23 protein-coding genes are annotated in these 26,077 nt (G+C 42.1%); 12 read left to right on the top strand and 11 right to left on the bottom strand.

Annotation, left to right across the window (positions count from 1 at the left end; genetic code table 11):
- Positions 1-28 precede the first annotated feature (28 nt).
- The 5 genes from MCT08_RS17385 to MCT08_RS17365 all read left to right on the top strand — a co-directional run bounded on the left by MCT08_RS17385 (position 29) and on the right by MCT08_RS17365 (position 4,700).
- Positions 29-520: a hypothetical protein gene (locus MCT08_RS17385; RefSeq protein WP_274678990.1), complete on the top strand. Its 492-nt coding sequence runs from the start codon at positions 29-31 to the stop codon at positions 518-520.
- A 427-nt stretch (positions 521-947) separates the two neighbouring features.
- Positions 948-1,514: a diaminobutyrate acetyltransferase gene (gene ectA, locus MCT08_RS17380; protein WP_274674697.1), complete on the top strand. Its 567-nt coding sequence runs from the start codon at positions 948-950 to the stop codon at positions 1,512-1,514.
- A gap of 11 nt (positions 1,515-1,525) precedes the next feature.
- Positions 1,526-2,791, top strand: a complete 1,266-nt coding sequence (gene ectB / locus MCT08_RS17375; RefSeq protein WP_274678989.1) for a diaminobutyrate--2-oxoglutarate transaminase — start codon at positions 1,526-1,528, stop codon at positions 2,789-2,791.
- 9 nt (positions 2,792-2,800) lie between these two features.
- Positions 2,801-3,187 carry an ectoine synthase gene (locus MCT08_RS17370; protein ID WP_053311064.1) on the top strand — a complete coding sequence of 129 codons (387 nt, stop codon included), beginning with the start codon at positions 2,801-2,803 and terminating at the stop codon, positions 3,185-3,187.
- 82 nt (positions 3,188-3,269) lie between these two features.
- Complete coding sequence (locus MCT08_RS17365) at positions 3,270-4,700, top strand: aspartate kinase (RefSeq protein ID WP_172532534.1); 1,431 nt, start codon at positions 3,270-3,272, stop codon at positions 4,698-4,700.
- A 191-nt stretch (positions 4,701-4,891) separates the two neighbouring features.
- Here the strand turns inward: MCT08_RS17365 and MCT08_RS17360 are convergent, their stop codons facing one another.
- The 6 genes from MCT08_RS17360 to proV all read right to left on the bottom strand — a co-directional run bounded on the left by MCT08_RS17360 (position 4,892) and on the right by proV (position 10,773).
- Positions 4,892-6,238: a magnesium transporter gene (locus MCT08_RS17360; RefSeq protein WP_274676904.1), complete on the bottom strand. Its 1,347-nt coding sequence runs from the start codon at positions 6,236-6,238 to the stop codon at positions 4,892-4,894.
- Positions 6,235-6,801, bottom strand: coding sequence for a mechanosensitive ion channel domain-containing protein (locus MCT08_RS17355; RefSeq protein ID WP_172532532.1), 567 nt, complete (start codon positions 6,799-6,801; stop codon positions 6,235-6,237). Before MCT08_RS17355 ends, MCT08_RS17360 begins: the two co-directional genes overlap by 4 nt.
- Before the next feature lie 137 nt (positions 6,802-6,938).
- Positions 6,939-7,415, bottom strand: a complete 477-nt coding sequence (locus MCT08_RS17350; RefSeq protein ID WP_172532531.1) for a MarR family winged helix-turn-helix transcriptional regulator — start codon at positions 7,413-7,415, stop codon at positions 6,939-6,941.
- A gap of 57 nt (positions 7,416-7,472) precedes the next feature.
- Entirely contained in the window at positions 7,473-8,480 is a 1,008-nt protein-coding gene (gene proX / locus MCT08_RS17345) for a glycine betaine/L-proline ABC transporter substrate-binding protein ProX (RefSeq protein ID WP_053311059.1), read from the bottom strand.
- The gene (gene proW / locus MCT08_RS17340; protein ID WP_274678988.1) at positions 8,477-9,583 is read right to left on the bottom strand and encodes a glycine betaine/L-proline ABC transporter permease ProW; all 1,107 of its coding nucleotides are present in this window, start codon (positions 9,581-9,583) and stop codon (positions 8,477-8,479) included. Before proW ends, proX begins: the two co-directional genes overlap by 4 nt.
- Before the next feature lie 2 nt (positions 9,584-9,585).
- On the bottom strand, positions 9,586-10,773 hold the full coding sequence (proV, locus tag MCT08_RS17335) for a glycine betaine/L-proline ABC transporter ATP-binding protein ProV (RefSeq protein WP_053311057.1): 1,188 nt from the start codon (positions 10,771-10,773) through the stop codon (positions 9,586-9,588).
- 355 nt (positions 10,774-11,128) lie between these two features.
- On the opposite strand from proV, the gene MCT08_RS17330 reads away from it, so the two are divergent.
- The 6 genes from MCT08_RS17330 (at position 11,129) to MCT08_RS17305 (ending at position 19,454) form a co-directional block, all read left to right on the top strand.
- On the top strand, positions 11,129-11,941 hold the full coding sequence (locus MCT08_RS17330; protein ID WP_053311178.1) for a TPR end-of-group domain-containing protein: 813 nt from the start codon (positions 11,129-11,131) through the stop codon (positions 11,939-11,941).
- A 187-nt stretch (positions 11,942-12,128) separates the two neighbouring features.
- Complete coding sequence (gene speA / locus MCT08_RS17325) at positions 12,129-14,039, top strand: arginine decarboxylase (RefSeq protein WP_261916133.1); 1,911 nt, start codon at positions 12,129-12,131, stop codon at positions 14,037-14,039.
- Positions 14,040-14,966, top strand: coding sequence for an agmatinase (gene speB / locus MCT08_RS17320; RefSeq protein ID WP_171980763.1), 927 nt, complete (start codon positions 14,040-14,042; stop codon positions 14,964-14,966). It abuts the gene before it with no gap.
- A gap of 289 nt (positions 14,967-15,255) precedes the next feature.
- Complete coding sequence (locus MCT08_RS17315; RefSeq protein ID WP_274678987.1) at positions 15,256-17,166, top strand: methyl-accepting chemotaxis protein; 1,911 nt, start codon at positions 15,256-15,258, stop codon at positions 17,164-17,166.
- A gap of 50 nt (positions 17,167-17,216) precedes the next feature.
- The gene (locus MCT08_RS17310; protein WP_274678986.1) at positions 17,217-18,932 is read left to right on the top strand and encodes a pyridoxal phosphate-dependent decarboxylase family protein; all 1,716 of its coding nucleotides are present in this window, start codon (positions 17,217-17,219) and stop codon (positions 18,930-18,932) included.
- A gap of 174 nt (positions 18,933-19,106) precedes the next feature.
- Complete coding sequence (locus MCT08_RS17305; RefSeq protein ID WP_172532568.1) at positions 19,107-19,454, top strand: helix-turn-helix domain-containing protein; 348 nt, start codon at positions 19,107-19,109, stop codon at positions 19,452-19,454.
- A gap of 47 nt (positions 19,455-19,501) precedes the next feature.
- On the opposite strand, the gene MCT08_RS17300 is transcribed toward MCT08_RS17305, so the two are convergent.
- Positions 19,502-19,945 (bottom strand): hypothetical protein, encoded by a 444-nt coding sequence (locus MCT08_RS17300; RefSeq protein ID WP_053311053.1) that lies wholly within the window; start codon positions 19,943-19,945, stop codon positions 19,502-19,504.
- Between the two features lie 296 nt (positions 19,946-20,241).
- Here MCT08_RS17300 and MCT08_RS17295 point away from each other — a divergent pair, with 296 nt between their 5' ends.
- On the top strand, positions 20,242-20,961 hold the full coding sequence (locus MCT08_RS17295; RefSeq protein WP_274678985.1) for a carbonic anhydrase: 720 nt from the start codon (positions 20,242-20,244) through the stop codon (positions 20,959-20,961).
- Positions 20,962-21,001: 40 nt separating this feature from the next.
- On the opposite strand, the gene MCT08_RS17290 is transcribed toward MCT08_RS17295, so the two are convergent.
- From MCT08_RS17290 to yghU, 4 genes are all read right to left on the bottom strand, one after another.
- Positions 21,002-22,720, bottom strand: coding sequence for a GGDEF domain-containing phosphodiesterase (locus MCT08_RS17290; protein WP_274678983.1), 1,719 nt, complete (start codon positions 22,718-22,720; stop codon positions 21,002-21,004).
- A gap of 249 nt (positions 22,721-22,969) precedes the next feature.
- Positions 22,970-24,274 carry an inosine/guanosine kinase gene (locus MCT08_RS17285; RefSeq protein WP_168524244.1) on the bottom strand — a complete coding sequence of 435 codons (1,305 nt, stop codon included), beginning with the start codon at positions 24,272-24,274 and terminating at the stop codon, positions 22,970-22,972.
- A 198-nt stretch (positions 24,275-24,472) separates the two neighbouring features.
- On the bottom strand, positions 24,473-24,943 hold the full coding sequence (locus MCT08_RS17280) for a CreA family protein (RefSeq protein ID WP_192075976.1): 471 nt from the start codon (positions 24,941-24,943) through the stop codon (positions 24,473-24,475).
- A gap of 96 nt (positions 24,944-25,039) precedes the next feature.
- Positions 25,040-25,897 carry a glutathione-dependent disulfide-bond oxidoreductase gene (gene yghU, locus MCT08_RS17275; protein WP_274678982.1) on the bottom strand — a complete coding sequence of 286 codons (858 nt, stop codon included), beginning with the start codon at positions 25,895-25,897 and terminating at the stop codon, positions 25,040-25,042.
- Between the last annotated feature and the right edge of the window lie 180 nt (positions 25,898-26,077).

Raw genomic sequence — 26,077 nt, 5'->3', positions numbered from 1 at the left:
CTCAAAGTGGTCGGAGTAGTTGTTGTTAATGAAATTAAATGTTGCCGTTTTAGTATTGCTCTTGTTTTCGTCAGTGACGAAAGCATGCGATCTCTATTCAAACTCATTTTTAGAAGAAGGCACCAGCAGTTCTGTAATGTTTCAAGCATCGGGTATCTGTTTTTCGATGCTGGACGGTATCGACTATGCTTCGGCTCAACTCTCGGCTCTCGGTTTGACGGATGATAATAAATCCACAAATTCTTTATATTGGTCTGACTGGGTTTTAAAAACTGACGATGATCCAATTTTCACTCAAAAGTTAGCGACAAGCTACATCGGTTTTGGGGTGTGGATGCCTCAAGATCTGCATGAAGAAAAGAGTAAAATGTCTACCGAAGAATGGCTAATGAGCCATGGTATTCAAATAAGCTTTGGGTTTGGTGAAAAGAAAGTTGGTGAGCCCCGCATGCGTATTGATTATCGCTGGCATGAAGATTACGATCTCGACGTAATGATGCAAATTGAAGTTCCTTTCTAGTTATTTAATACTTTTCTTATCATTTGTTAATACTCGCCCCCCATATACCCAAACCACTTGAAGCTGCAGGGATGCGGCAAATGAGTTCAGTCTAATTTGTTTAAATACTCAATCATTTCTCTACGCTATTTCTGATCACTCCCTTATCCGCTACCACCTTATTGAATCGATTTTTCTCCGCTAGTGATGGTCTCCGCCTGAGAAATGGAGAGAAATCCGAATGCTCTCACTTCATGGTATTCCTTTTAATTGAAATATGTTTACACATCTAATCAAAATAATTCTGTCATTTTTGTTCTTCATGTTATTTAACTTATTTTAAAACAGTAAGTTATTTTTCCTTTGGTCTTTTTTATGAATTTTATAGTTGAATTTATCGTTAGTGTTGTTAAGGTATAAAGAAAATTCATTAGAGTTCTAACTATTTATGTGGCGAGCAATGATTACAGCAGCACCTTGGGTCGCATACCCTGAAATTATGCACATGAAGGATGATAGATGGACATTTCGTACACCAAACCAAGCTGATGGACAAAAAGTTCATGATTTGGTTGCGCTGTCTCCTCCACTCGATGAAAACTCGGCTTATTGCAATTTTTTACAGGCGATTCATTTTCAAGATACATGCATTGTTGCTGAACGAGATGGTGAAGTGGTCGGTTTTATTTCTGCGTATTTAAAACCCGATAACTTACATGAACTGTTTGTTTGGCAAGTTGCGGTACACCCAGATGCACGTGGCCTTGGCCTTGCCTTTCAAATGCTCAATGAACTCTTAGAGAGGAATGCGCTGCAAGATGTGAGCACATTGGAAACGACAATCACACGAGATAATCAGGGATCATGGAGTTTATTTAAGAAGCTTGATAAAGCGCATGGTCAGCATGGTGAAGTTTCAACATTCCTCGACCAGACTCGACATTTTAATGGCCAACATGCGACTGAATACCTTTACCGAATTCCGCTAAAACAACACTCTAAAAACGAAGGATAATTTCAAACGTTATGGATATTTTTAAAAAGAAAGAATCAAACGTTCAATCTTATGCTAACCACTTTCCTGTGGTTTTCTCTACCGCGAAAGGCAGTTGGTTATACACCGAAGAGGGAGAACAATACCTAGATTTCTTAGCTGGAGCGGGTTCACTGAACTATGGACATAATAATGAGATCTTAAAACAGGCGTTATTAGATTACATTGACAAAGATGGTATTACCCACGGTCTAGACATGCACTCATCAGCGAAAGCCGATTTTCTGAAGGCGCTACAAGCCCGTATTTTGATGCCAAGAGATTTAAATTACAAAGTCCAGTTTACAGGGCCAACGGGTACTAATGCAGTTGAAGCGGCATTGAAACTCGCACGTAAGGTAACGAAAAGAACCAATGTGGTGGCGTTCACTAATGGATTCCATGGTTGTTCATACGGAGCACTTGCTGCTACAGGTAACCAGCATCATCGAGGTGGCGCCGGTATCAGTCTAGGAGGAATAACTCGTATTCCTTACGATGGCTATGCCGATATCGATGGTCTAACACTGTTTGAATGCATGCTGGGCGATAACTCTTCTGGTCTTGATAAACCAGCAGCTGTTTTGTTGGAAGTTGTGCAGGGTGAAGGTGGACTTAATGTCGCATCAGACCAATGGTTACAACGTTTAAGCCAGATCTGTAAACAATACGATATCTTACTGATCGTTGACGATATTCAAGCGGGTTGTGGTCGAACAGGGACTTTCTTTAGCTTTGAACCTTCAGGTATCAAACCCGATATTGTTACGCTATCAAAGTCGATTGGTGGTTATGGATTACCGATGGCTATCGTCTTATTTAGTCCTGAATTAGATGAATGGAAACCAGGAGAGCATAACGGTACTTTTCGAGGTAATAACCATGCTTTTGTTACCGCAGCGAAAGCGCTAGAGGTTTACTGGTCAAACGATGATCTTTCAAATCATATCCAGCAGCGAGCGCTGCAGGTTACTCGATGTATTCAAATGACGTTACGCCGAGAGCCAACGCTATTTAACCGCCAAAAAGGCCGAGGGTTAATGCAAGGAATTGAATGTTGTAGTGGTGAACTCGCAAGCAAAATTACCGCGCGTTGTTTTGAACTTGGCCTAGTGATTGAAACCGCAGGACCGGAAGATGAAGTGATTAAATTCTTCTGTCCACTGACCATTAGTGAAGCTGAATTAGAGCAGGGTTTGGATATTTTTGAACAAGCGGTAGAAGATATTGCCGCTCAATTGATTAAAAAAGCATCATAAGGATAAGCGATGATTGTAAGAACATTAGATGAATGCCGCCAAAGTGAACGCCGTGTTGTTGCACCGACGTGGGAAAGCGTTCGCATGCTTTTGAAAGATGACAATATGGGATTCTCATTCCATATCACTACCATCTTTAAAGATAGCGAAACCCACATTCATTACCAAAACCATTTGGAATCTGTGTTTTGTATATCTGGTGAGGGTGAAATCGAAGTCGTTGATGGTGAAACGTATCCGATTCAGCCTGGGACTTTGTATATTTTAGATAAACACGATGAGCACTATTTAAGGGCTTATAAAGACGAAAACATGGTCATGGCTTGTGTTTTCAACCCACCGATTACAGGTGCTGAAGTTCATGACGAAAATGGTGTGTACCCCATCGTAGAATAGGGTTTTCTGAACACAATTCGTCGTCAATCTATTTCATGAATTATTGATTTATAAAGTGTATTTAATAACCAAAGGAGATCTCATGTCTTACACCGTAGAGAAAATCGGTGGAACTTCGATGAGCGCGTTTGACGCTGTTCTGGACAATATTTTATTACGACCTAATGACCCCTATCAGCGAGTGTTTGTGGTGTCGGCATATGCCACTATCACCGATGCATTATTAGAGTGTAAGCGAACGGGTAAACCCGGAATTTATCAAATGATCGCTAAGCATGATGCGCAATGGAAAGATGCCATACATCAACTTGAGCAACGAATGTTACTGATCAACGACAATCTGTTTGCTGATCCGATTAGCCGTATTCGCGCTGATAAGTTCATTCGATCGCGCATTGCAGAAGCTGTAAATTGTATCACTAATATTTTGGAAACATGTCAGTACGGGCAGTTTTCTCTGCGTCATTATTTACCGCAAATACGAGAATTTTTATCTTCGATAGGAGAAGCACACAGTGCTTACAATACGAGTCTGAAGCTAAAAACTCTTGGGGTAAATGCCCGATTTGTAGACCTGTCAGGTTGGAATAGTGGACAAGCGGGAACTTTGGATGAAGTGATTCTTATGGCTTTTTCGGACATTGATGTGAGCACCGAACTGCCAATTGTGACTGGTTATGCGTATTGCGATGAAGGACTAATGAAAACCTATGATCGTGGCTACAGTGAAATGACATTTAGCCGTATTGCAGCACTGACTGAAGCAACCCAAGCGATCATTCATAAAGAATACCACTTGAGTTCTGCTGATCCCCGTGTTGTCGGTCCTGAAAAAGTGAGCCCGATGGGACTGACTAACTTTGATGTTGCAGACCAACTGGCTAACCTTGGCATGGAAGCCATTCATCCGAATGCGGCTGCGGGTTTGCGTAAAAAAGGTATTGAGTTGCGCATCAAGAATACCTTCGAACCTGAACATGAAGGGACTTTAATTACCAATGCTCACCAACCCGTCGACAATAAAGTAGAAATTATTGCAGGTCGCAATAAAGTATTCGCTTTACACATCTTTGATCAGAGTATGGTTGGAAAGATTGACAATGCGAGCTATGAATTAATGGAAGTTATTGCAGATGCTAAGGTGTATTTAGTTGGGAAAGAGATGAATGCCAATTCGATGACCTACTATCTGAGCGGTAATAGTGAAAATTTGAATCACGTGTTATACAAGGTAGAAAAGAGTTACCCAAATGCATCGGTATCAGGAAAAATGGTGGCACTGATTTCTGCCATTGGTGCTTCTATTAATGCCAATGCTGCATTAAGCCAAGGTATGCAAGCTCTAACCAAAGCGGATGTTAATCCTATTGCCGCGCACTCTTCGATGCGTAACGTTAATGCGCAATTTGTAGTAGAAGATCAAGATTACAACAGTGCAATTTGTGCGCTGCATCAGATGTTGATTGTTAATAAAGTAGAAGCAGTATCGTCAGAAAATAAAGCGGCAGCTTAAGCTTAAGTATCAACTCATTTGTTTGAATAAAAGCAGGCTGTTCATTATACCCTTCCTACTTGAAGCTGCAGCGGTGTTGGCTACATTCGCTCACCCCAATCACATAGTTTATCTATGCTCATGGGGATGAACTTACTTGCCGCCTACCTGCAACTTCAAATGGTTTGGGTATAGAACAACCTGTTTTTTATCTACAACATCACTAAACTAGCAGTGCCTAAAAAAGCGAAAAAGCCGACGACGTCTGTTACCGTAGTCAAAATTACAGATCCTGCAAGCGCTGGGTCCAGTTTGAATTTATCTAAAGTAATCGGGATTAAAACACCAAACATTGCCGCTGTTATAATGTTCACAACGATAGCGAGGGAAATGGTTGCGCCGATCATGGTGGATTGAAACCACAGGCCAGCTAACGCGCCGATGATTAATGCCCATAGCAATCCATTAATAGAACCAATACCAATTTCGTTTTTGAGTAGAGCGAAACGGTTACCCGGCGTAATTTGGTTTAATGCCATGGCGCGAACCATTAAGGTTAAGGTTTGACTGCCCGCAATGCCACCCATGGAAGCAACGATTGGCATAAGTACCGCTAAGGCCACGACTTGCGAAATCACATCCTCAAATAAACCGATGGTGATTGAAGCCAGAATTGCCGTTAATAAGTTGATACCTAACCAAAGGCCGCGCTTTTTCGAACTTTTTATTATGGGGGCGAATAGGTCATCGCCTTCGTCCATACCCGTGCCCGCCATTAAGCGCGCTTCATAAATTTCTCGTTGAGTACTGAGAGCAAATTGCCAGTCAATTTCGCCAACTAAAGTATCCGTTTCATCAATCACAGCAACCGTTGGCAACTGAGCGTGCTCTAAAGCTTCGACGGCTTCAGATAAGGATTGATGGGCATTAAGGGTAAATATTTCCTCTTGCTTTAAGTTTTTGAGTAACGTTTTTCCATCGGCCAGTAAAATATCGGTGTAGGTAACAATGCCGCGGAATTTTTTGGCTTTGTTAATCAAATAAATGTGCTGAGGAGAATCATTGTGGTATTTTTCGAGTAGTATTTTTGCTTTATCTACGCTGATACTGAAAGGTAAAGTGTAGACCTTACGGTCTGCCCAGTGACCGATTTCATCATCCTCATAGGCGCTTGCTTGGTCGTACAGTTCCAGTTCATCGCGGCTAATTAATCGAAGTGCTTCACTGATAATCTCGTCAGGCAAAGAGTCTGCCCATTCGATGAGGGATAAGTTATCGAGTTTGGCTAACGTCAGTTTGAGTTCGACTTCAGATAACGCCTCAATAATTGAGAAACGTACATCAGCACGCATTTCCGTTAATACATCAATGTGCATTTCTAGCGGAAGGCTGCGCCATAACCGGACACGTTGCTCAACAGGAAACGCTTCTAAAATGATCGCTATTGAACCTTCATCAAGGCCGTTTTCAACATACTCGCCAAGCAAGTCGATCTGTTGTTCGTCATCCGCTTTTGAAATGGCTTCAATCTGAAATGATAAATCTTGGTATTCGTTCAACGCGTTACTCCAGTTGGAAGTTGTCGTTTCTCTTTTTTCTTCACGGCTTTTTCGGGGGCCGTATTCAGAACAATGACAGGACGAATGATAAATAAATTATTGGGGTAGAGTATCTTATTGCCATCGATATTCTCTAAAACCACATTCAGTAAATTCATATCGACAATTTTGCCTTCAATCATATTTGCTCCGTCGACCACTCGTACCCACAGGCCAATTCGGCAGTTATTTTGTACAAATAAGATGAGGAAAGAGGTCACATTACTGAGCAAAGACCAAGCCGCAAATAGACCGACTCCGAGTAAAGCAAATAAGGATGAACCTACGACAAGCAGACCTCGTAGTTCAACTCCCCACATCATTAAAATAGTAAGCATCAGTAGTGTAAACAGCATCGATTTAACCAACCAACGAGCTCGTTTTAAACGATGGATATCCGCTTTACCGATCACCATGTTTTCAAAAAATCGCAAACAATATTTGGCAAGTGTTGGGTAACAGATTAGCACGATAGCGGTGATGAACCATTGGTAATGCAGTTGAAATAAGTTTAAGTAATCCATGGTTAGTTATGCTTTGAAATTTGCTTCAAAAATAGCTGAAATTCAATGAATTACAACCTCTAATTATGGAAAGTTGTTTAATTAGAGCGGTGTTGCGAAAAAAGTCGACAACGCTTTGTTTTTATAATTAATTAAGGCTAAAGCGGATCGTTAGCTTCTAAGATGGGAAGCAACGCTGATGTTTCAATTTCTGGGTTTTTCATCATGCTTGAGATACGCTGCAAAGATGACAGAATCAGCGTTTGTTCCCAAGAACTTAAGGCTTGAAATTGGTCGATGAAATTGTCTTGTAGCAGGGTAGGTGCATTTAGCAGCAGTTGGTTACCTTCTGTTGTCAGTAGCGCATGCACTTTACGTTTATCTTGTTGGTCTCGCTGACGTGTAATTAAGCCGCGTTTTTCCAGTCGGTCAAGAATACTGGTTGCGGTTGCTTGGCTCATGTTGGTGTTATTGGACAATTGCCTGATGGTCACGTTCTCGGAACTTTTAATTTCTCTCATTAATAATAGTTGCGGACTGGTTAGTCCGAAATCTTTATTGATTTTTTTTGAGTGGAGATCAGTTGCTCGAATAATCTGGCGTATGGCGATGAGTACTTCTTCATGAATATTCACACTTTCCTCCGTGAAAATGAGTTGGGCTGCTCAAGGTTATGAGCAGCCACCATTCGACTATTTGGCCGCTTGTTTAGCCGCATTAATCCAGGAATCAAACAACTGTTGATGTGCTTTAATCCAACCATTGGCATGGGATTCAATATCTTTGGCTGAGTTTTTCCCTTTACTCATGATCATATTTTGAGCGCTGACGTCATTGATATCTAACTTTATGATTTCAAAAAGTTTGGCAGCAGCAGGGTTTTGTTGAGCAAACTTTTTGTTGGCCACAATGCGCATGCTGTTCATTTCGAAGCCAAAGTTTTTACCGTTTGCTAGCGTGGTATCAATATTTTTACGTTCACCGGGTAGAGCAGAAAACGGTACTTCAAGCCATACCACGTCTTTACCCGGAACTAAAACACCACTGACCCAATAAGGTGTCCATGTGTAGTAAAGAATGGGATCGCCTTTTTTATAGCGTGAAATAGTATCGGCTATAATGGCGGCGTAATTTCCTTGGTTATGAGTGACCGTAGGACGTAGACCGAATGCAGTCAGTTGCTCTTCAATCACTAATTCACAACCCCAACCAGGGTTACAGCCAGTTAAATCGGCTTTGCCATCATCGTTGGCATCAAAGAGTTTAGCTATTTTGGGATCTTTCAATTGCGCAATATTGGTGATGCCATACTGTTCAGCGGTTTTTTTATCTATCAAATATCCTTGCGCAGCGCCTGAAATATATTGACCTTTGCGGTAGAATTTTGCATCGCCGCCGGACATTGAATATTTTTCAGCATGAAGTGGGAACCAACCTACGGTTAGATAGGTTGCATCACCTTCCGCAATTGAAGTGTAAGCAACGTTATAATCGACCTCTTTGGTCTCTTTGACGTCATAGCCTAAAGCTTCCATTGCTTTGTTGACAATTAGAGTCTGAAACGTCTCTTCGGCAACGGTTGATTGTACTGGTTGAACACTGATGCCTTCTCCTGGCAATTTTTCAGCCCACACGCTGCTTGATAGTGCTGTTGAAGCGATGATGCTAGTGGTGATTAACGTCTTCCATGCGTAACTCATTTCTGTTCTCCTAGGTTGTTGATACTTTGCTGGTGAGTCATTTTCTGTTTGATGAGGTAAAAAATGGATACGGGACCGGTTTGGTACCAACGCGTTTTCTTATCTCGATTTTCTGTCCCTATATGCTGGGTGAGGCGGTCTAATAAAATCGCCAGTATTACAATGCCTAAGCCACCGACAGCAGCAAGCCCCATATCTAAGCGACCAATACCACGCAGTACCATTTGCCCTAAACCACCGACAGCAATCATTGAAGCAATCACTACCATCGATAGCGAAAGCATCAAGGTTTGGTTGACGCCAGCCATAATGGTTGGCATGGCAAGAGGTAACTGTATGCGGTAAAGCATCTGTTTTGGGCTAGCACCAAAAGCGTGCCCCGCTTCGATTAGTTCTTCTGGCACTTGCTGAATGCCTAATATGGTCAAGCGAACAATTGGTGGCAGCGCAAAAATAATGGTGACAACAACACCGGGTACATTACCAATACCAAACAGCATAACGATCGGTACCAAGTACACGAAAGCGGGTGTGGTTTGCATGGCATCTAATATTGGCCTAATGAATTTGCCAGCGGTCTGATTTCTAGCAAGCCATATCCCCAGAGGTAGCCCTATGAGTAGGCAGAAGAATACAGAGGTCATAACCAGAGCAAGTGTCACCATCGCTTCTGACCAAGCGCCAATTAAACCGATAGTTATTAATGACGCTAGTGAGGCGATTCCCATTTTTGGGCCTGCAAGTTGCCAAGCAATGAGGAATAGGATCAGCAGCATAAATGGAGCTGGTGTTGAAACAAGCGTAGTTTCAAAGGAAGTTAATATGAAATCGATGGGTACTCGGATCGCTTGAAATAATGGGCGGCCGTGCTGTACCAACCAATTCAGTCCCGTTTCTACCCAGTTATCAAAAGGAATCACCGCGTCTTGGAAGGGGTGAAGCCAATCGAAAGGTACGGGAGCGTCAGTCGTGCCACTTAACCAGTCACCACCAGTTGGCGTTGCGGTAGCCGTTGACCATGGGTCACTACTGGCGGGAGTTGGCGCAGTAGAAGCCCATGGGTCAAGAGCTTCGGCGGCTTGCGTTGTATTTTCGGTAGTCATGACTATTCCCTGTCTAAAGTCTGTAATAAGCGTGATTTGGTGATGACGCCATAATAGTGTCCCTGCTTATCGACAACAGGCACGGCGTATGGCACTTCAGCGACTTGGCTAATCAATTCACCGACCGATAATTCAGGGTCAATAGTGATCGTGTCGGAAAGCAGTGCGGAGCTTAAAGATGCTTGCTGTTTGAGTGCTTGTTTTAAAGAGTCGAGAGAGACAATACCCGAGTATTTATTACTGCGGTCGACAACAATGCCGTAGTCTCTATCGTTATCCATCAATAACTGCATTGCGGCGGCAGGACCATCGTTGTCATGTTTCTTGAACACGGCCGCTGGATTTTTACGAGCGATATCCTTAGCGGAAAAGACACTGGCGACATTGACACCACGGAAGAACGAACTCACATAATCATTTGCTGGGTGGTGCAATATCTCATCGGGTGTACCGGTTTGCACAACAACGCCGTCTTGCATGATGGCGATTCGGTCACCAATGCGCATTGCCTCATCAAGATCATGAGAAATAAATACAATGGTGCGTTTGTCGTCGTTTTGCAGACGAATTAACTCATCTTGCATTTCTGTTCTAATCAATGGGTCAAGTGCCGAGAACGCTTCGTCCATTAACAATATATCAGGGTCATTAGTGAGAGCTCGAGCAAGTCCGACCCGCTGCTTCATCCCGCCTGATAACTCATCGGGATACGAATCACAATATGCCTCTAAGCCAACGCGAGCTAGCGCTTCTTTAGCACTCTTATTGCGTTCAGGTGCAGCAATGCCCGCCAGTTCTAAACCAAAAGAAGCGTTTTCAAGCACTGTCATATGCGGCATGAGCGCAAAGTTTTGAAAAACCATGGAGATATTTTTTCGTCTGACTTCGCGTAGTTCCTGTTCTGAAATATGAGCAATGTCTTTGCCTTTGAGTAAGACATTACCTTGAGTTGGCTCTATGAGTCGGTTCAATAGTCGAACCAAAGTTGATTTACCTGAGCCAGATAAACCCATAATGACAAATATTTCTCCTTCATTGATCGAAAGTGATACGTCTTTAACGCCAACAGTCAGTCCTGTTTTTTCGAAAATTTGGTCTTTGTCGAGTCCTTGAGCCAAAAGAGGAAAGGCTTGTTGTGGCGTTTCCCCAAATACCTTGTAGAGGTTTTTCACTTCTAACATGGGTGACATGATTTACATCCTTTGTTTTCGTCGTTGCTATTTAATAGTAGATAGCAATTATGTATAGTACACTAAACATTAGTTAAGGTTATTTCAAGGTTGTTATTGTCACTTTGTTCGATGCTGTATGGTTATTCGTTTGATTTATCATGGTTTTTATGCGAGTAATTAATTGAAAATAATTTGAATTAAAATGTTTTGATGACGAATTAAGTGTTGTTTGGCAGTGTTTAAGAAAATAGATTTTCAGTAGTGTTGATACTGGAAAATTGTTTGTATTCAGAACATTTTCTGTGTTGAAGAAAGAAATGGACTAGAAAGGAAGTGCGTTGTGTCTCGATTGTTAGTAGTTATTTTTACATTAATGTTGGTTGTATCAACACCGCTTAAAGCGGAAGAGGCTTATTCAGAATCGCCGATTCTCGATAGGCCCCTAGTCGAGCGTTATATCTTGGATGAACTAAAATCATTACGACAAGAGCAGCAAGATCTTGAGCGGCGGATGACTATCCAAATTACAGACCGCGAGCTATCCGTCGCCGATAAATCACTCAACTATTCCAATGTGACAGTGACATACTTTTTCTATGTTATTGCGGGTGTGGCATCGTTGGTGGCATTGATAGGCTGGCAGTCTCTAAAAGAGCTAAAACACAATACGCGTGATTTAGCCGATAAGCGGTTAAACAAGATCGCTCAAGAGTACGAAAAGAAATTTCTCGCATTAGAAAGGGATTTAAAGCGTAAAACTCGCATTATCACAGAAAATAACCGTGAAATAGAAATTATTAACGAAATTCATAACTTATGGCTGCGTGCTCAGAGTATGCAAACCCCCGAGCAACGAATCGAAGTATATGATGAAATCTTAAAAATACGCCCGGGAGATTTAGAGGCATTGACTTACAAAGCGGATGCGGCGATGGAAATTCGTGAGTATTACTGGGCATTGAGTCTATCTAACCGAGTATTAGAACTCGATGATAGAAATGCGCCAGCCTTGTACCAACGAGCTTGTGCTTATGCTCGTATTGGTGCTGAAGAGCAAGCAATTGAAGATCTGCAGCGCGCTACGGATATCAGTGCATCGTTGCGCGAAATGATCGCAGAAGAAGCGGATTTAGAAGGCCTACATGGTAACCCGAAATTTGACGAATTGATCGTTGGTGGAGCGTAGTTTTACATTAAATTTCAGTGGTTTTTCTGATCGGTCTTACAACAACTAAACGTAATCTTAACGATAAATTATTATCATTAGACACCTACCTACTTTTCTACGTTAATGCGCCTGACACACAAAGTGTCAGGTCGTGATTTCAGCATTTCTGATTCACGTTTTACTCTCTACCCATGTGAGATTAGATGTGGAACAACCATCAAAATTAGATCGCGTTCGCGCTGACTACAATGTTCATTATTGGAGCCAAGGCTTCTACGGTATTGATAACCAAGGTGAGGTGTATGTATCTCCTCGTCATGATAAGGCACATCAATTGCCTTTGAGTTCGATCGTTAAGCAGCTTGAAGCTCGTGATCTAAATTTGCCTGTGCTTGTGCGTTTCCCTCAGATCCTTCATCAACGTGTTCACAATATCTGTGATGCTTTCAATCAGGCGATTGAAGAATACCAGTACCCGAATAACTATTTGTTGGTTTACCCAATTAAAGTGAATCAACAAAAAGAAGTGGTTGATGAAATTTTAGCCAGCCAAGCTCAGTTAGAAACTAAGCAGCTTGGCCTTGAAGCTGGCAGTAAACCTGAATTATTGGCGGTATTGGCATTAGCTCAACAAGCCAGCTCGGTGATTGTGTGCAATGGTTATAAAGACAGGGAATATATTCGCCTAGCTTTGATTGGTGAGAAACTAGGGCACAAAGTCTTCATCGTTTTAGAAAAACTGTCTGAACTGGATCTCGTGTTGAAAGAAGCCAAAAGCTTGGGCGTGAAACCACGATTAGGTTTACGTATTCGCTTAGCATCTCAAGGTGCGGGTAAATGGCAAGCTAGCGGCGGTGAAAAATCAAAATTTGGTTTATCAGCTTCACAAGTGCTGACTGTGATTGATCGCTTAAAAACAGAAGATCAACTCGAAGCGCTGCAGTTAGTCCACTTCCATCTAGGTTCACAAATGGCCAACATTCGTGATGTGCGTAATGGTGTGAATGAAGCGGCCCGTTTTTACTGTGAACTACGCGATATTGGCGCGAAGATCGACTTCTTCGATGTCGGTGGTGGCTTAGCGGTCGATTATGATGGTACTCGCAGCCAGTCATCTAACTCGATGAACTATGGGTTAGTGGAGTATGCGCGCAATATTGTCAGCACCGTCGGTGATGTTTGTCAGTTATATAACCAACCTATGCCAGTGATTATTTCTGAGTCGGGACGTTCTATTACTGCGCATCATGCCGTGTTGATCACCAATGTTATTGGTACAGAAGCTTACTATCCAGAAGAAATCCCTGCGATTGAGCACGATTCCCCAGTGTTACTACAAAACATGTGGCGTAACTGGGAAAATTTACGTGAAGGTTCTGATGCTCGTGCGTTGATTGAAATTTATAACGATACACAAAGTGATCTATCTGAAGCGCATAGTCAATTCTCAACTGGTGTGATTAACCTTCAACATCGCGCTTGGGCAGAGCAGTTATCACTGCGTATTTATCACGAATTGACATTGCAGATGAGCACCAAAAATCGCTTCCATCGCCCAATTTTGGACGAACTGAATGAGCGTTTAGCCGACAAGTTTTTTGTGAACTTCTCACTATTCCAGTCGTTACCAGATGCTTGGGGAATTGATCAAGTGTTCCCTGTACTACCATTGTCTGGCTTAGAAAATGTAGAAGATCGCCGGGCGGTGATGTTGGACATTACCTGTGACTCAGATGGTGCTATTGAACAGTATGTAGAAGGACAAGGTATTGAAACGACATTGCCAGTTCCTGCCTGGAATGCAGACCAGCCGTATTTAATGGGGTTCTTCTTAGTGGGTGCTTATCAAGAAATATTGGGTGATATGCACAATTTATTTGGTGATACTCACAGCGTTGTGGTCAATATGACGGATAATGGAGAAGCAGAGATACTGTCCATTAACGAAGGCGATAGCGTTGAAGACATGATGCGTTATGTACACATCGATGTTGATAAGATCCGTACCAATTATCGTGAGTTAGTTAGCCAACGTGTTGCCGCTGATGAACAAGAAAAAGTATTGCTAGAGCTAGAGCAAGGCTTGAGCGGTTACACTTATTTAGAGGATTTTTAAATGAATGATTTGTTTACAAAAACTGATTATTCGCTGTATTCCAATGCGATGACTTTTGTTCGCCGTCCATATGTAAAGAACCCAGTTAGCGCAGATGCTGATGTTGTGGTTTTAGGTGTGCCATTGGATATGGCGACGTCGGGACGTCCTGGTGCTCGTATGGGGCCTGATGCGATACGCCGTGCATCGGTTAACTTAGCGTGGGAAGGTAAAAAATTCCCGTGGGATTTTAACCTTTTCAATGACACTAAAGTGATTGATGCGGGTGATTTGGTGTTTGATTGTGGTGATGCAGAAGATTTCACGTATCGATTAGAAGCGGCAACTGGCGAAATTTTGAAAAGCGGTAAAACCATGCTAGCACTAGGTGGCGATCACTTTATCACTCTGCCGATCTTGCGAGCTTATGCAAAATATCATGGTGAAATGGCGTTGATCCATTTTGATGCTCACACCGATACCTATGCCAATGGTAGCGCTTATGATCATGGCACTATGTTTTATCATGCTCCGAAGGAAGGGTTGATCTCGGCCAAGCATTCGATTCAGATCGGTATTCGTACGGAATACAAACAAGAAGGCCACGGCTTTAATGTGATTAATGCGATGCAAGCGAATGATCTCTCCGTCGATGAGATAGTTGCTCAGATTCGCGCAACAATTGGTGACAAACCGGTTTACCTTACGTTTGATATCGATTGTCTTGATCCCGCCTTTGCTCCCGGGACCGGAACTCCGGTTTGTGGTGGTTTAAACTCAGACAAAGTCCTCAAAATCATCCGCGGATTAGCAGGGATTAACCTTGTCGGTATGGATGTAGTAGAAGTTTCCCCACCTTATGACCAAAGCGAAGTGACAGCCCTGGCTGGCGCGACTATCGCTTTAGAACTGCTTTACGTTTGGGCTACTTCAAAAGAAAAAGCCTAAATATAAGGTTATATATGATTAGGCGTGTAGTCTTTTTCTTCACTGCGCGCCGTTCTTTTATTCAAAACTTATAAATAAAACTTCCTTTATAAATCATAGTGTTGGTCTTAACTGTCAACGCGTATGAACATCATCAGATAATAAATCATTGTGACACCACTTGCATAATTACTTTTCTTGTACCAACTTAATCAGGTTGGCTAGGTGTCTCTATGGTCTTTCATTCATATTAATAATATGACCAAGTTTCACCTTATTTTTATACACTGTAGCACGGTGAGGGTGAATCATGGCTTTAGGTTTTAAAACTAGAATATACGTGAGTGTTGCGATTTTGATTGCAACATCCTTAATTATTTTGGGTTCGATTAATATGTTGTCGCTGAGAGATAAAATGATCACCTCTCTCACCACTGAAACTCAGAACAAGCTCAATTATCATGTCTCTGAATTAGAGTCTTGGGTGAAAAATCGTTACCAAGCGGTCATGCAAGGGTCTAAGCACTTCAGCACGGATTTATCCGATCAAGAAAATGTAAAGTTGGTTCGCCTGTTGGCGGAAAGTGCACAGATTTCTAATGTGGTTATGGTCTATGACGATGGACGCTCATACATGTCGTTCGGTAGCGATGATGGTGTGTGGACTGGTAAGCAAGACTTCAAATCCCGCAGTTGGTATCAGCAAGCAAAAACGTCTCAGTCTGCATTCTTAACCGACATTTATGAAGATCAAGTCACCGGTAGTCGTGTAGTCAGTGCTGTGACGCCTGTTTACGCCCAAAGTCGCTTTATCGGTGTACTGCTAGGTGATATTCAACTTGGTGAGGTCATCGAGCAAGTGAGTAACATACGGTTTGCTGGTGGCGCTGCCACCTTAACTGATAAACATGCGGTATTTTTCGCTAGTGATGACCCAAATGATATTGGACGTACACCATCCCAAGTCAGTTCTAACTTCAGCGAAATGGAGAGCCTGTTTAGTAAACAGGACTCAGGAAACTTGTCATTCCCTTATCTTGGTATTGAGTTTGATGGTTATTTCAAGCGCGTAAACTTAACGGACAATATGTATTGGACAATGATGGTGTTCGTCGATAAAAACACCGCTTTATCCGAAGTTTATGAGGCGCAAAAGAGTGCTATCTACACCAGTATTATGTTGTTGGTTGTGAGCGTTGCTGCCATCTTTTTTATCCTGAATCAGATCTATAAACCTTTGCTACGTTTGAAAAAAGCAGTACTCGCTCTTTCACAAGGTTCTGGGGATTTAACTCGACGTTTGGATGTGCATGGTGAAGATGATTTGGCTCAGATCAGCCAAGGGTTTAACTTGTTCTCTGAAAACTTACAAAAAATGATGCTGCAAATCGCCGATGCCAGTCGCAATATTTCCTCCAATATTGAACAGTTAGGACAAACCGCTAAAGAAAATGAGCATATGCTGCTTTCGCATTCTTCTGAGACAGAGCAGGTTGTGACTGCTATTACCGAAATGAGCGAGAGCGCCAGGACGGTGGCTGAAAGTGTCACTCAATCGACTAACATCACTGACTCTGCTAGCAAAGAAGCGAAACAGTCGATCATTATTGTCAACAATGCTGTTGATACGGTTAGCTCGTTGGTCAGTGATGTAGATCAAATGTCTGAACGTATTGCGAATATGAATAAAGACGCGATTAAGATCAGTGAAGTACTGACGGTCATTGGTGCTATTTCCGAGCAAACAAACTTGCTGGCCTTGAATGCTGCGATAGAGGCTGCGCGCGCAGGTGAACAGGGAAGGGGCTTTGCGGTGGTGGCCGATGAGGTGCGAGCTTTGGCGGCGAGGACGCAAAATAGCACGACAGAGATCTCGGACATGTTAGCCAAGCTACTTGAAGGCACGGACAGTGTGGTTGCTGCTATGAACAAAACCAAAATGCAGTGCCAAACTACCGCAGACAAAACATCTGAAGTTTCAGGCAGTCTGAACATGATGGGTAACTCAGTAACTGAAATCGATGATTTAAGTACTCAAATTGCAGCGGCAACCGAACAGCAGAGTACGGTTGCAGAAGAACTGAGTCGAAATATGCTCGCTATCAGAGATATCGTTGAATCATTGGTGGTGAGTGGTCGACAAACGGTCAGTGCTACAGAATCGTTATCTTCATCCAATCATGAACTTGATCGTTTAGTTGCTAATTTCAAGCTGAAGTAGGGCAAGCGTGACGATTCGTGCTTATCACGAATAACTCTGGAGAAATGACGATGAAAACGGCGTCCAAACATTTATTGTTAAAAAAACAAGCAATAGATTGTATTGGGTTAGATGAAAAAGCGAATCAAGTGACATCTACCTTTAATCTGAAATTTGAAAAAATGCGGGCGCAGTTTTTTGCCAGAGATCCTAAATTATGGCCGCTGTATCGAATTCACGATATTGCTGACTGGCTCGACGGGCGCCGCTTAAATCATCGCCCAGCAGCGATTTCGTCTTCTCTACAACAACAGTTACTAAACATAAATCATATTCCTAATGATTCGCGTGATGTCATGCACCCGTTCGATAGTCTGGCACTTTATGCAGCCAAACATTCGAAAAATTGGGATGATCCGCGTTCGGTTGAGAATGTGATTTCAACCCCTTGTGACCCTGCGATTCACGGTGCACTACTTGCGACCATTGCCAATCCTAACTTAGTGTATAGCGAGTATGCAGGCGATGCCGCAGAGCTTGAGAAATTGGTGGTTAGACAAATTGCTAACTTAGTTGGTTACAACGTTGAGCAATCCAGTGGTTTGTTTACTCAAGGGGGAACATTTTGCAACTTGTATGGCTATTTATTGGGGATCCGTAACGCGTTGTGTCATTCGGCTATGCATGGGCTGGCTGAAGAAGAGTACCGTATCTTCAATTCTGAAGCGGGTCATTATTCCAACATGACCAACTTATCTTTACTTGGTCTTGATATTAAAGGAAAAGTAATACGAATTAAGGTCAATGATAATAATCAAATGGATATCACAGAGCTAGAGCAGCAGTTGACCTGGTGTTTTAAGCACAATATTCCAGTTCCTGCCATTATGCTCACCTTTGGCACTACAGATACTTTCGCTATTGATGATATTGAACGGGTATACAACATTAGAGAGACGTTGTGTGAAGAATATTCGGTTGCTACGAAACCCCATTTGCATGTTGATGCGGCGGTAGGTTGGAGCATGTTATTTTTCAAAAATTACGATGTCGAACGCAATCCATTGGCGATAAATGCAGCGACACTAAACGGGATCGTCTCGCTACTGCCATATATTAATAGCCTAAAATTAGCGGATTCATTTACCGTTGATTTTCAAAAATGGGGGTATGTGCCCTATACCTCGAGTTTACTGATGGTGAAAAATAAGCAAGATCTTGCGGCGTTAAAAACCGATCCAAGCTATTACTCATATTTTGAACATACACAAAGGGAAGAGACACACTTGCAGTCGACGATTGAATGTTCACGTAGTGCAGTTGGCGTTTTTTCTGCGTATTCTGCACTGCAATATTTAGGCGTTGAAGGCTATCAAACTGCTATTGCGAATACCTTGCAAAATGCCAATTTTTTACGCTGCCAACTTGTCAAATTGCCTAATTGTTGGGTAGCAGCACTGGCAAATCAGGGCCCAAGCGTGGTGTTCCGTCTTTATGATCCGCAAAAAGTAACTTGCCCAGAAAAGATGTTTGAACAGGAAATGGCATCTGGTGGCAAAAATGGAACGATTGATTCAATGATTGAAAATACGCTATATCACCGACAACAATTTTTACAGCGTAAAGGTATGTACTTAAACACCAACTGGGTTGGCTCTATTGCGCGCACTCGCTATGACTTGCAAGGCCATTGTTTACATATCCCTGGAGAAAAAGCGGTATTGATGAATCCTAATACAACTCGTGCGCGCATTGAACGTTTCGTTCACAGTCTGGATCCAGATTAGGTTTGACTAGGCGTGCAGCACCCACGATTTGCAAAACCTTTTAAAAGAGAGATATGCATTCCAAATGGTTAGAACCTTATATTGCAATCGGTGATTATTACGTTGGTCTGACATTATGTTGGTCTGTTTTTGCCATTTTCAGCAGGGTTAGAATAGCGATAGAAGAGGTAAATGGTGGAGTTTAACCAAGAAGATAGAAATGCGTTGTACGATGCCTGGATGTCGCAAAAAGCGAAAATGCACTTAACACAAATGGAAGTTTCGAAAAGGCTAGGCATTAGCCAAGTTGAGCTTTCTAATTTATTACGTGGTAATGCACCGTTATCGATGAGCTTTATTAATCAGTTTTGTCAGCATTTGCATATTGAGCCACGAAATGTGTTGCCATCGCTGAAGTTGAATTCAAACATCGGTGAAAGGACGATTAGTTTACAAAATCGAGTCAGTGTCGATGGTGAAATTCAACGTGTTTATATCGAGGGAAACCAAGTTATTATCGATTATGTACATCACATCCACTAGATAAATCATCAGCGTGTGGTTTATCTAGTGGATCACAACCAGTGCTGCTATTGGGCATTTAAATCGGCGTAACGATACAGTAGGTCGGTGAGTATTTTAGACCAAGCAAAGGCATCTGTTGGACGTTGGCGAAGAATATTTTCAACTTCAGCACAGTGAACCGATAGGGTAATACTTTTTTCGAGACAGAATGATAACGCATAGAAATGCCACAGCACGAGCCGGATCATTCTTTCACTATTTTGATTGGCATTATCTGAATCAGAAAAGAGCGCAGGTATTTCACTTAACGCGATGGCGTGCATACGGAGCATGGCGTCAAATTGAGCAGCTTGCAAACGTGCTTCATCTTCCACTTCTTCTTGCTCAAAAGTAAATAGCTCATTCATCATCGTTTCAGGAACCAGGCGATGAAGCATGCGAAGGCTAAATTCTTCCAGTTCTTCGCGTGGCATGGTGTTTAAACATTCGTAAGCGTAGTCGCGCTGCATGGTTGGATCTCTTTAAATGGTGTGCACATTGAATAGGGCGCACATTGTAACTGGTTTTTATCTTAGTACCAGAACCGCTGTTATTGGATCTTTATCACCAGCTTAGAATCCTCACCAAGCTTAGCGTATGTGAAATGGTTAACTGGCAACTTTATTTTTCACCGCACAATTCAATGAAATAGTTAAGTATGATGCGCCAATTAAGAGATTTATTGCATAGACGATAGCATCTCTAAACGTTAAATAGTTGCTCTTCTGTTTAGCTGTTATTGTGAACCAAAATTAAAGGAATAAGAATGAAAAAACATTGTTTAGTCGCGTCGATGGTGGTGTGTTTTGCAGGTATGGCACAAGCATCGGATTGGGGGTATGAAGGAGAGCATGGGCCAGAACATTGGGGGCACGTTTCGAAAACTTGTGAAGTGGGCAAAAATCAAAGTCCGATTGATGTTACACGTGCGCTTGAGGCTGATTTAAAAGCTTTGGATATTCACTATTCGGGGAAAGTGACCACATTAACTAACAATGGTCACACTTTGCAGGCTTCGGTTTCAGGTGATAATCACATGGTTCTTGATGGCATTGATTTTGAACTAAAGCAATTTCATTTTCATACACCATCGGAAAACCTTATTAAGGGAAAACAATATCCGTTGGAAGCGCACTTCGTCCATGCCGACAATGCAGGGAACCTAGCGGTTCTCGCTGTGATGTTTGAAGTAGGCCAACAAAATGAACAGCTTGCCAAATTAGCTTCAAACCTGCCAACAAGCGGCAAGAGTGTAACGTTAACAGATGAGTTCGATGTTAACTTGTTACTTCCGAAATTGAATAAATACTATCGTTTTAATGGCTCGTTAACGACGCCACCGTGCAGCGAAGGTGTACGCTGGTTGGTGTTAAAACATGCTCAAACATTGTCTCAGCAGCAAGAAAATGTATTGAACTCGATGATGGGCAATAATAACCGTCCTGTGCAAGCGCATAATGCTCGTGTCGTGTTGAAAAACGATTAGTCGATCATGTAAATAAGCGAGGTCATTGATGACCTCGCTTTTAGACTGAATTTGTGCTCAGAGCGCCTAAAGTATAACGACTTGCACTGGCAAGAGAGAGCGGTTTGGAGAACCAATAACCTTGCAGGTAAGTTGCTCCCATCTCTTTGAATTTTTGGTGCATATCAGCGGTTTCAATGCCTTCAATGACAATGTCGACATTGTTTGAACGGCATAATTGGATCAGAAACTCAAGGTATTGCTCTGATGCGTGGTTGGTTTGCGTTTTCCAGGCAATAGTCTTATCAATTTTTATTTGATTCAGTGGTAGATCGAAAAAGCTGTTGAGAGAACTAAAACCAGCGCCAAAATCATCCAAAGAGAGCAAGAAGCCCATTTCACTGAGTGAATGAAGCTGATTCAACGCATTTTTATCCCCATCTAAGATCACGGTTTCCGTCAGCTCTAACATAATGGAAGAGGGAGGTACATCGGCAGTCTTTGCCATCATTAAAATGTTATTCGGGAAGTTACTGTTGAGTAACTGCAGAACAGAAACATTGATATTCACGCGAATATCGACGCCGTTTTGCTTGTTATAACGACCAATAAACTCACAGGCTTTTTCAAACACAAAATAACCTAAATCAACGATTAATCCTTTCTTTTCTGCCACTGGGATAAATTCATCAGGAAAGATCTCGCCAAATTCGGATGAACGCCAACGCACTAGCGCCTCAAAGCTTGAAACCTTGCCTGATTGTGCGTTGATAATGGGTTGAAACTTGACGGAAAGAGAGCGTTGATTCAGTGCTTCTTTTAACCCGCGTTCAATGAAGAAGAAGCGATCGACACTTTTTTGGATCCGCCCACTGTAAATCTCAATTCGTGAGTTATTTTTAGCACTAGCAAACTGACAGGTTCTGGATGCGATGTTAATTAGCTCTTCTGCCTGGTAGGTACTGTCTAGACTAGGTAACACACCAATACTGATATCATTACCATAAAGATGCCCATGTTCAGTCGCTGATTTCGAATAATGCTTCATGATCTGCGAGCAAATATGTTTTAGCTCATCGTATTGATGATTACCTTTAAGCAAAATAGCGAAATCATCAGAACGGATACGGTAAAAGTCAGCCAATTCATCCGGTAATTCATGCAAAGCACTGACGACATGGTTGAGTAGATCTTTAACAATATCTGTACCGTACTGGTTTAAATAGGACTTGATGTCGTCGAGCTGAATGTAGATTAAGGCATAAGATTCAGCATTTTTATTGGTGATCTCATCGATATCAAGTAGTAACTTACTACGGTTGTATAGCCCTGATGCACTGTCGAAAAAAGCCGCCTGATGAATATAGTCTTCCATCAGTTTTTGGTCGGAGATATCTTTATGGCTACCAATCATAAAATGTTCACCGTCAATGGTTTTGGTGACAGCATTTCCTTCTAGCCATATATATTGACCATTGGTTTTCTTTACTCGGTATTGAACGGTGGCTCTTGACTCTTCAGTAATGATATGTTCATCGACTCGGTGTTGCAGAAGTTTTTTGTCCATAGGATGAACAAGACTAAGCCAATCAGAAAACGTCAGCGTGTCACTTTCAATACCAAATTGATGATAAAAATCAGGGTTATAGAGCATCATTGTGTCATCGTTGCCCATATAAAATAGACCTTCGTTAAAAAAATCGAAGATATGGACTAAACGTTGATTTAAAACATCATTGTCGTAGTCGGTAATTAAAAGCTCGTCCTGTGGTAACGACATAGATAAAACACCCTAGCCTAAGCAGAAATGGGGGAAGCTTATGAGTTACGCATTTGGCAACGTATAGATTCTAATACTTAACTCAATATGAATACTATAGCGTGTGTAACAAGATGTCTCAATCTGAAACTGTGTATAAAAAAGAGAGATAATATAGAGGGTTAGCAAATTTGTTTTGGTGGGGAAATGTCCTTAGAAGGCAAAGCATAAGAGAAGCGGCTGATTCACCGCTTCTACAAAGTGATAGTGTTAACGGTCCCAGTAAGCCTCTTCTAGACTATCTTCACGTTCTGGCAGGGCTCGCGATAAACGTGGAGAATGCTGGGTTAGTACTTCATAGCTCACACGGTTTGCGTACTTACAGATCTGTGAAAGAGAAGAGTAGGTTAAGTAAGGCTTATCATGTTTGGCTGAGTTAGGCACATTACGCTGGTGGTAGCTATTAGACGCCATATCATGCAGCAATGCAGATAACGCACCATCACCCGCACCATTGGTGTTCTTGATCTCTAATGGTCCACCCAAATAAGGGCCGATATGCGAATAGACCTTAACGGGTTTATCGCAATCTTGTTTCCTCATTGCGCGGCTAAATTCGTATTTATTGAATTCTGCAATATTGCCTGGCAGCAGTGGTAACTCGGTTTCACGCTTTGACTCTTCGTCGGTGTAACTGGCCATGTAAAGACCTACTGGCCCGGCCGTACAGAGGATAAGGTCAACCCATTCGAGTGCTTTATCGGCGGCGAGTAAGGGATCTTTCTCGCCAGTTAACGCTTCGCCTTCTTCTTCATTCATCGCCACTACAGTAATATTTTCTTTAATGTAGTCTTGCCACCACTTAGCGTTGCCTTCGATCACATATTTTGTGCCCAAGGTTAGCACGACAGGAATGTTTTTTTCTTTAGCGAACTCAATGGCACGTTTGACCGCAAGAGGCATCGGATCTTCTGGTTTTCCACGCATCAAATATGAAGAAACCACTAAAGCCGACGCTTTTTCAAATACCTCTTTAGGGATGCTATCTGGGCGAAGTTTATTCATGTGCCCTTCGTTAATGGCGAAGGTTCGTTCTCCATCATCCGAAATTAAGGTGTAGCAACGTCCGATAGGGCCATCAACCGTTTGAAGATGGTTGAGGTTCATGCGTGAAGATGTTCTGCACAAATAACGGTAACTGTATGAGCCCACTTCAATATTTTTCGACATAACGCCTAACAATACAGATTTACTGTCGGCGAGGACCGAATAATTGTGTAGAGTGTTACCGATAGTATCTCCCGGATACTGATGGGTAATTAAACCTCGTTCCACTAACTCTTCATAGAGCGCATCGGCTTTGCTTTCTTCTAATACCAAAGAGTGACCTTTACTCAATTGATATTTTTCTAAGAATTCGTTGTCCACACGAGCTTCAATATCAACAATAGTCTGTCCAACACCGACTATCGTCGGACGATGCAGCTTCGGTGTTTGTTGAATTTGATTGACTAAAGGGTCACGAGCATGGGTTGGAAAGTAATGCTTAGATTTACGCTGTCCAGGAAATTTCATGTTGAAAAATGGAATTGAAAATTTTCAGCATGGTATCACAAAAATGAAATATTACTTTCATTTTATTGCACAAAAAGGCGACCTAATCTTCGGTCGCCGATGTTTGTGTATGACTTAACCTCTAAATGGGCTAAGGGATGAACTCACTTGCCGCCTGCCTGCAACTTCAAGTTATTTGGGTATATATTTGAATTCAGGTTATTGAGTTGCTTCAGGTTGAGCAACATAAGCTTGTGTACCCCATAGTGGCACGGTTGAAAGGCTATGCTTAAAGCTACCGTCAGTTTCTTTGGTTGTATAAGAAAGGTAGAGAAGCGTCTGATTTTCTGGATCATAAATTCTTCTTACTTTCATCGTCTTAAAGAAAATACTCTTTGACTGCTTAAAAACAACCTCACCAGATTTACTCTTATCAATTTTGGCGATCATCTCGGGGGTAATTTCACCAGTTTGACGACATGAAATTGAGCTGTCACTGGGATCTGAAAGGCTTAAATCCGCTTTGATAGAGGCAATGTGACAAGTAACACCAGTCACAACGTCATCCTTTAACTGATCGATTTTTATGTCTTTTAAAGTGAACCAACCAAGACCCACATCACCCACTTCGTTATCTGAACAGCCCGCGAGTAGAGTAGATAGCCCGATTGTTAACAGTAGCTTTTTCATTTTTATTCCTTAGTTTTTTAGCGACTCTCTCACTACAAATGAATTTGAAATTGCATGGTCAAAAACAAGATCGACCATGCGCATGGGGTGGCCTAATTATGGTCGTAATGCTAATGCGTTATCGATGTCTTGTGCACAATGACGTTCTGGTACTCGTTCCCACTCTTCACCTTGTGAGCGATTGATCAAGCGACCACGTTGCACCCCAGTTCTTGCTTCAAGCATTTTTGCCCAACGCATTACATGCGTATAAGCTTCAACTTGCAAGAACTCAGCGGAATCGTACAGATTACCGAGCACCAAATTGCCGTACCACGGCCATATAGCTATATCGGCAATCGTGTACTCTTCACCGGCTATATAGGTATGCTTGGCTAATTGCTTGTCCAAAACATCAAGTTGTCGTTTGACTTCCATTGTAAAGCGGTTGATTGGGTATTCCATTTTTTCATCGGCGTAAGCGTAAAAATGCCCAAAACCACCACCTAGAAATGGAGCTGAACCTTGTGCCCAAAATAGCCAATTAAACGTTTGAGTTCTGGCACTGCCAGCCTTCGGTAAAAACTGACCAAATTTCTCTGCTAAGTGCACTAAAATTGAAGCAGATTCAAAGACATTAATCTCTTCCTCAGCCGATTTATCAACCAGAGCAGGAATTTTTGAATTTGGGTTTACAGCAACAAACCCCGATGAAAATTGCTCACCTTCGCCAATGTTAATAAGATAAGCGTCATACTCTGCCTCTGTAATACCTAACGCTAACAGTTCTTCTAAAAGAATCGTCACCTTTTGTCCGTTAGGTGTACCGAGTGAATAAAGCTGTAAAGAGTGCGCTCCTACAGGTAAGGCTTTATCATGGGTTGAGCCTGAAACAGGGCGGTTAATGTTAGCCCACTTATTACCGCCAGTTGTATCATGAATCCAGATTTTCGGTGGTGTGTATTTATTGCTCATCATTTTTCCCTATTTATGATTAACCTACAAATGTGCTTTGTTACTGGCTTTCAAAACGAATAACATTTGTCATATTTGTTTTGAATCATCCGTAATTTGGATGAGGGTTTAGTGTTGTTAAGGGTAAGGTATGCCTTACTTGAGATCTAAGAGTATATATTGTTGCTGCGAATTATTGAA

Source organism: Vibrio aestuarianus, assembly GCF_028858425.1.
Taxonomy (GTDB): Bacteria; Pseudomonadota; Gammaproteobacteria; order Enterobacterales; family Vibrionaceae; genus Vibrio; species Vibrio aestuarianus.
This window is presented reverse-complemented; position numbering and strand designations above follow the sequence as displayed.

What these genes read in the sequence shown, in the direction of transcription:
- speB (WP_171980763.1), top strand. Translation starts at nt 14,040, where the DNA reads ATGAATGATTTGTTTACAAAAACTGATTATTCGCTGTATTCCAATGCG.
- MCT08_RS17365 (WP_172532534.1), top strand. Translation starts at nt 3,270, where the DNA reads ATGTCTTACACCGTAGAGAAAATCGGTGGAACTTCGATGAGCGCGTTT.
- proW (WP_274678988.1), bottom strand. Translation starts at nt 9,583, where the DNA reads ATGACTACCGAAAATACAACGCAAGCCGCCGAAGCTCTTGACCCATGG.
- MCT08_RS17385 (WP_274678990.1), top strand. Translation starts at nt 29, where the DNA reads ATGAAATTAAATGTTGCCGTTTTAGTATTGCTCTTGTTTTCGTCAGTG.
- MCT08_RS17285 (WP_168524244.1), bottom strand. Translation starts at nt 24,274, where the DNA reads ATGAAATTTCCTGGACAGCGTAAATCTAAGCATTACTTTCCAACCCAT.
- MCT08_RS17310 (WP_274678986.1), top strand. Translation starts at nt 17,217, where the DNA reads ATGAAAACGGCGTCCAAACATTTATTGTTAAAAAAACAAGCAATAGAT.
- MCT08_RS17315 (WP_274678987.1), top strand. Translation starts at nt 15,256, where the DNA reads ATGGCTTTAGGTTTTAAAACTAGAATATACGTGAGTGTTGCGATTTTG.
- MCT08_RS17290 (WP_274678983.1), bottom strand. Translation starts at nt 22,720, where the DNA reads ATGTCGTTACCACAGGACGAGCTTTTAATTACCGACTACGACAATGAT.
- MCT08_RS17370 (WP_053311064.1), top strand. Translation starts at nt 2,801, where the DNA reads ATGATTGTAAGAACATTAGATGAATGCCGCCAAAGTGAACGCCGTGTT.
- ectB (WP_274678989.1), top strand. Translation starts at nt 1,526, where the DNA reads ATGGATATTTTTAAAAAGAAAGAATCAAACGTTCAATCTTATGCTAAC.
- MCT08_RS17330 (WP_053311178.1), top strand. Translation starts at nt 11,129, where the DNA reads ATGTTGGTTGTATCAACACCGCTTAAAGCGGAAGAGGCTTATTCAGAA.
- proV (WP_053311057.1), bottom strand. Translation starts at nt 10,773, where the DNA reads ATGTCACCCATGTTAGAAGTGAAAAACCTCTACAAGGTATTTGGGGAA.
- proX (WP_053311059.1), bottom strand. Translation starts at nt 8,480, where the DNA reads ATGAGTTACGCATGGAAGACGTTAATCACCACTAGCATCATCGCTTCA.
- MCT08_RS17295 (WP_274678985.1), top strand. Translation starts at nt 20,242, where the DNA reads ATGAAAAAACATTGTTTAGTCGCGTCGATGGTGGTGTGTTTTGCAGGT.
- yghU (WP_274678982.1), bottom strand. Translation starts at nt 25,897, where the DNA reads ATGAGCAATAAATACACACCACCGAAAATCTGGATTCATGATACAACT.
- MCT08_RS17300 (WP_053311053.1), bottom strand. Translation starts at nt 19,945, where the DNA reads ATGCAGCGCGACTACGCTTACGAATGTTTAAACACCATGCCACGCGAA.
- ectA (WP_274674697.1), top strand. Translation starts at nt 948, where the DNA reads ATGTGGCGAGCAATGATTACAGCAGCACCTTGGGTCGCATACCCTGAA.
- MCT08_RS17280 (WP_192075976.1), bottom strand. Translation starts at nt 24,943, where the DNA reads ATGAAAAAGCTACTGTTAACAATCGGGCTATCTACTCTACTCGCGGGC.
- MCT08_RS17355 (WP_172532532.1), bottom strand. Translation starts at nt 6,801, where the DNA reads ATGGATTACTTAAACTTATTTCAACTGCATTACCAATGGTTCATCACC.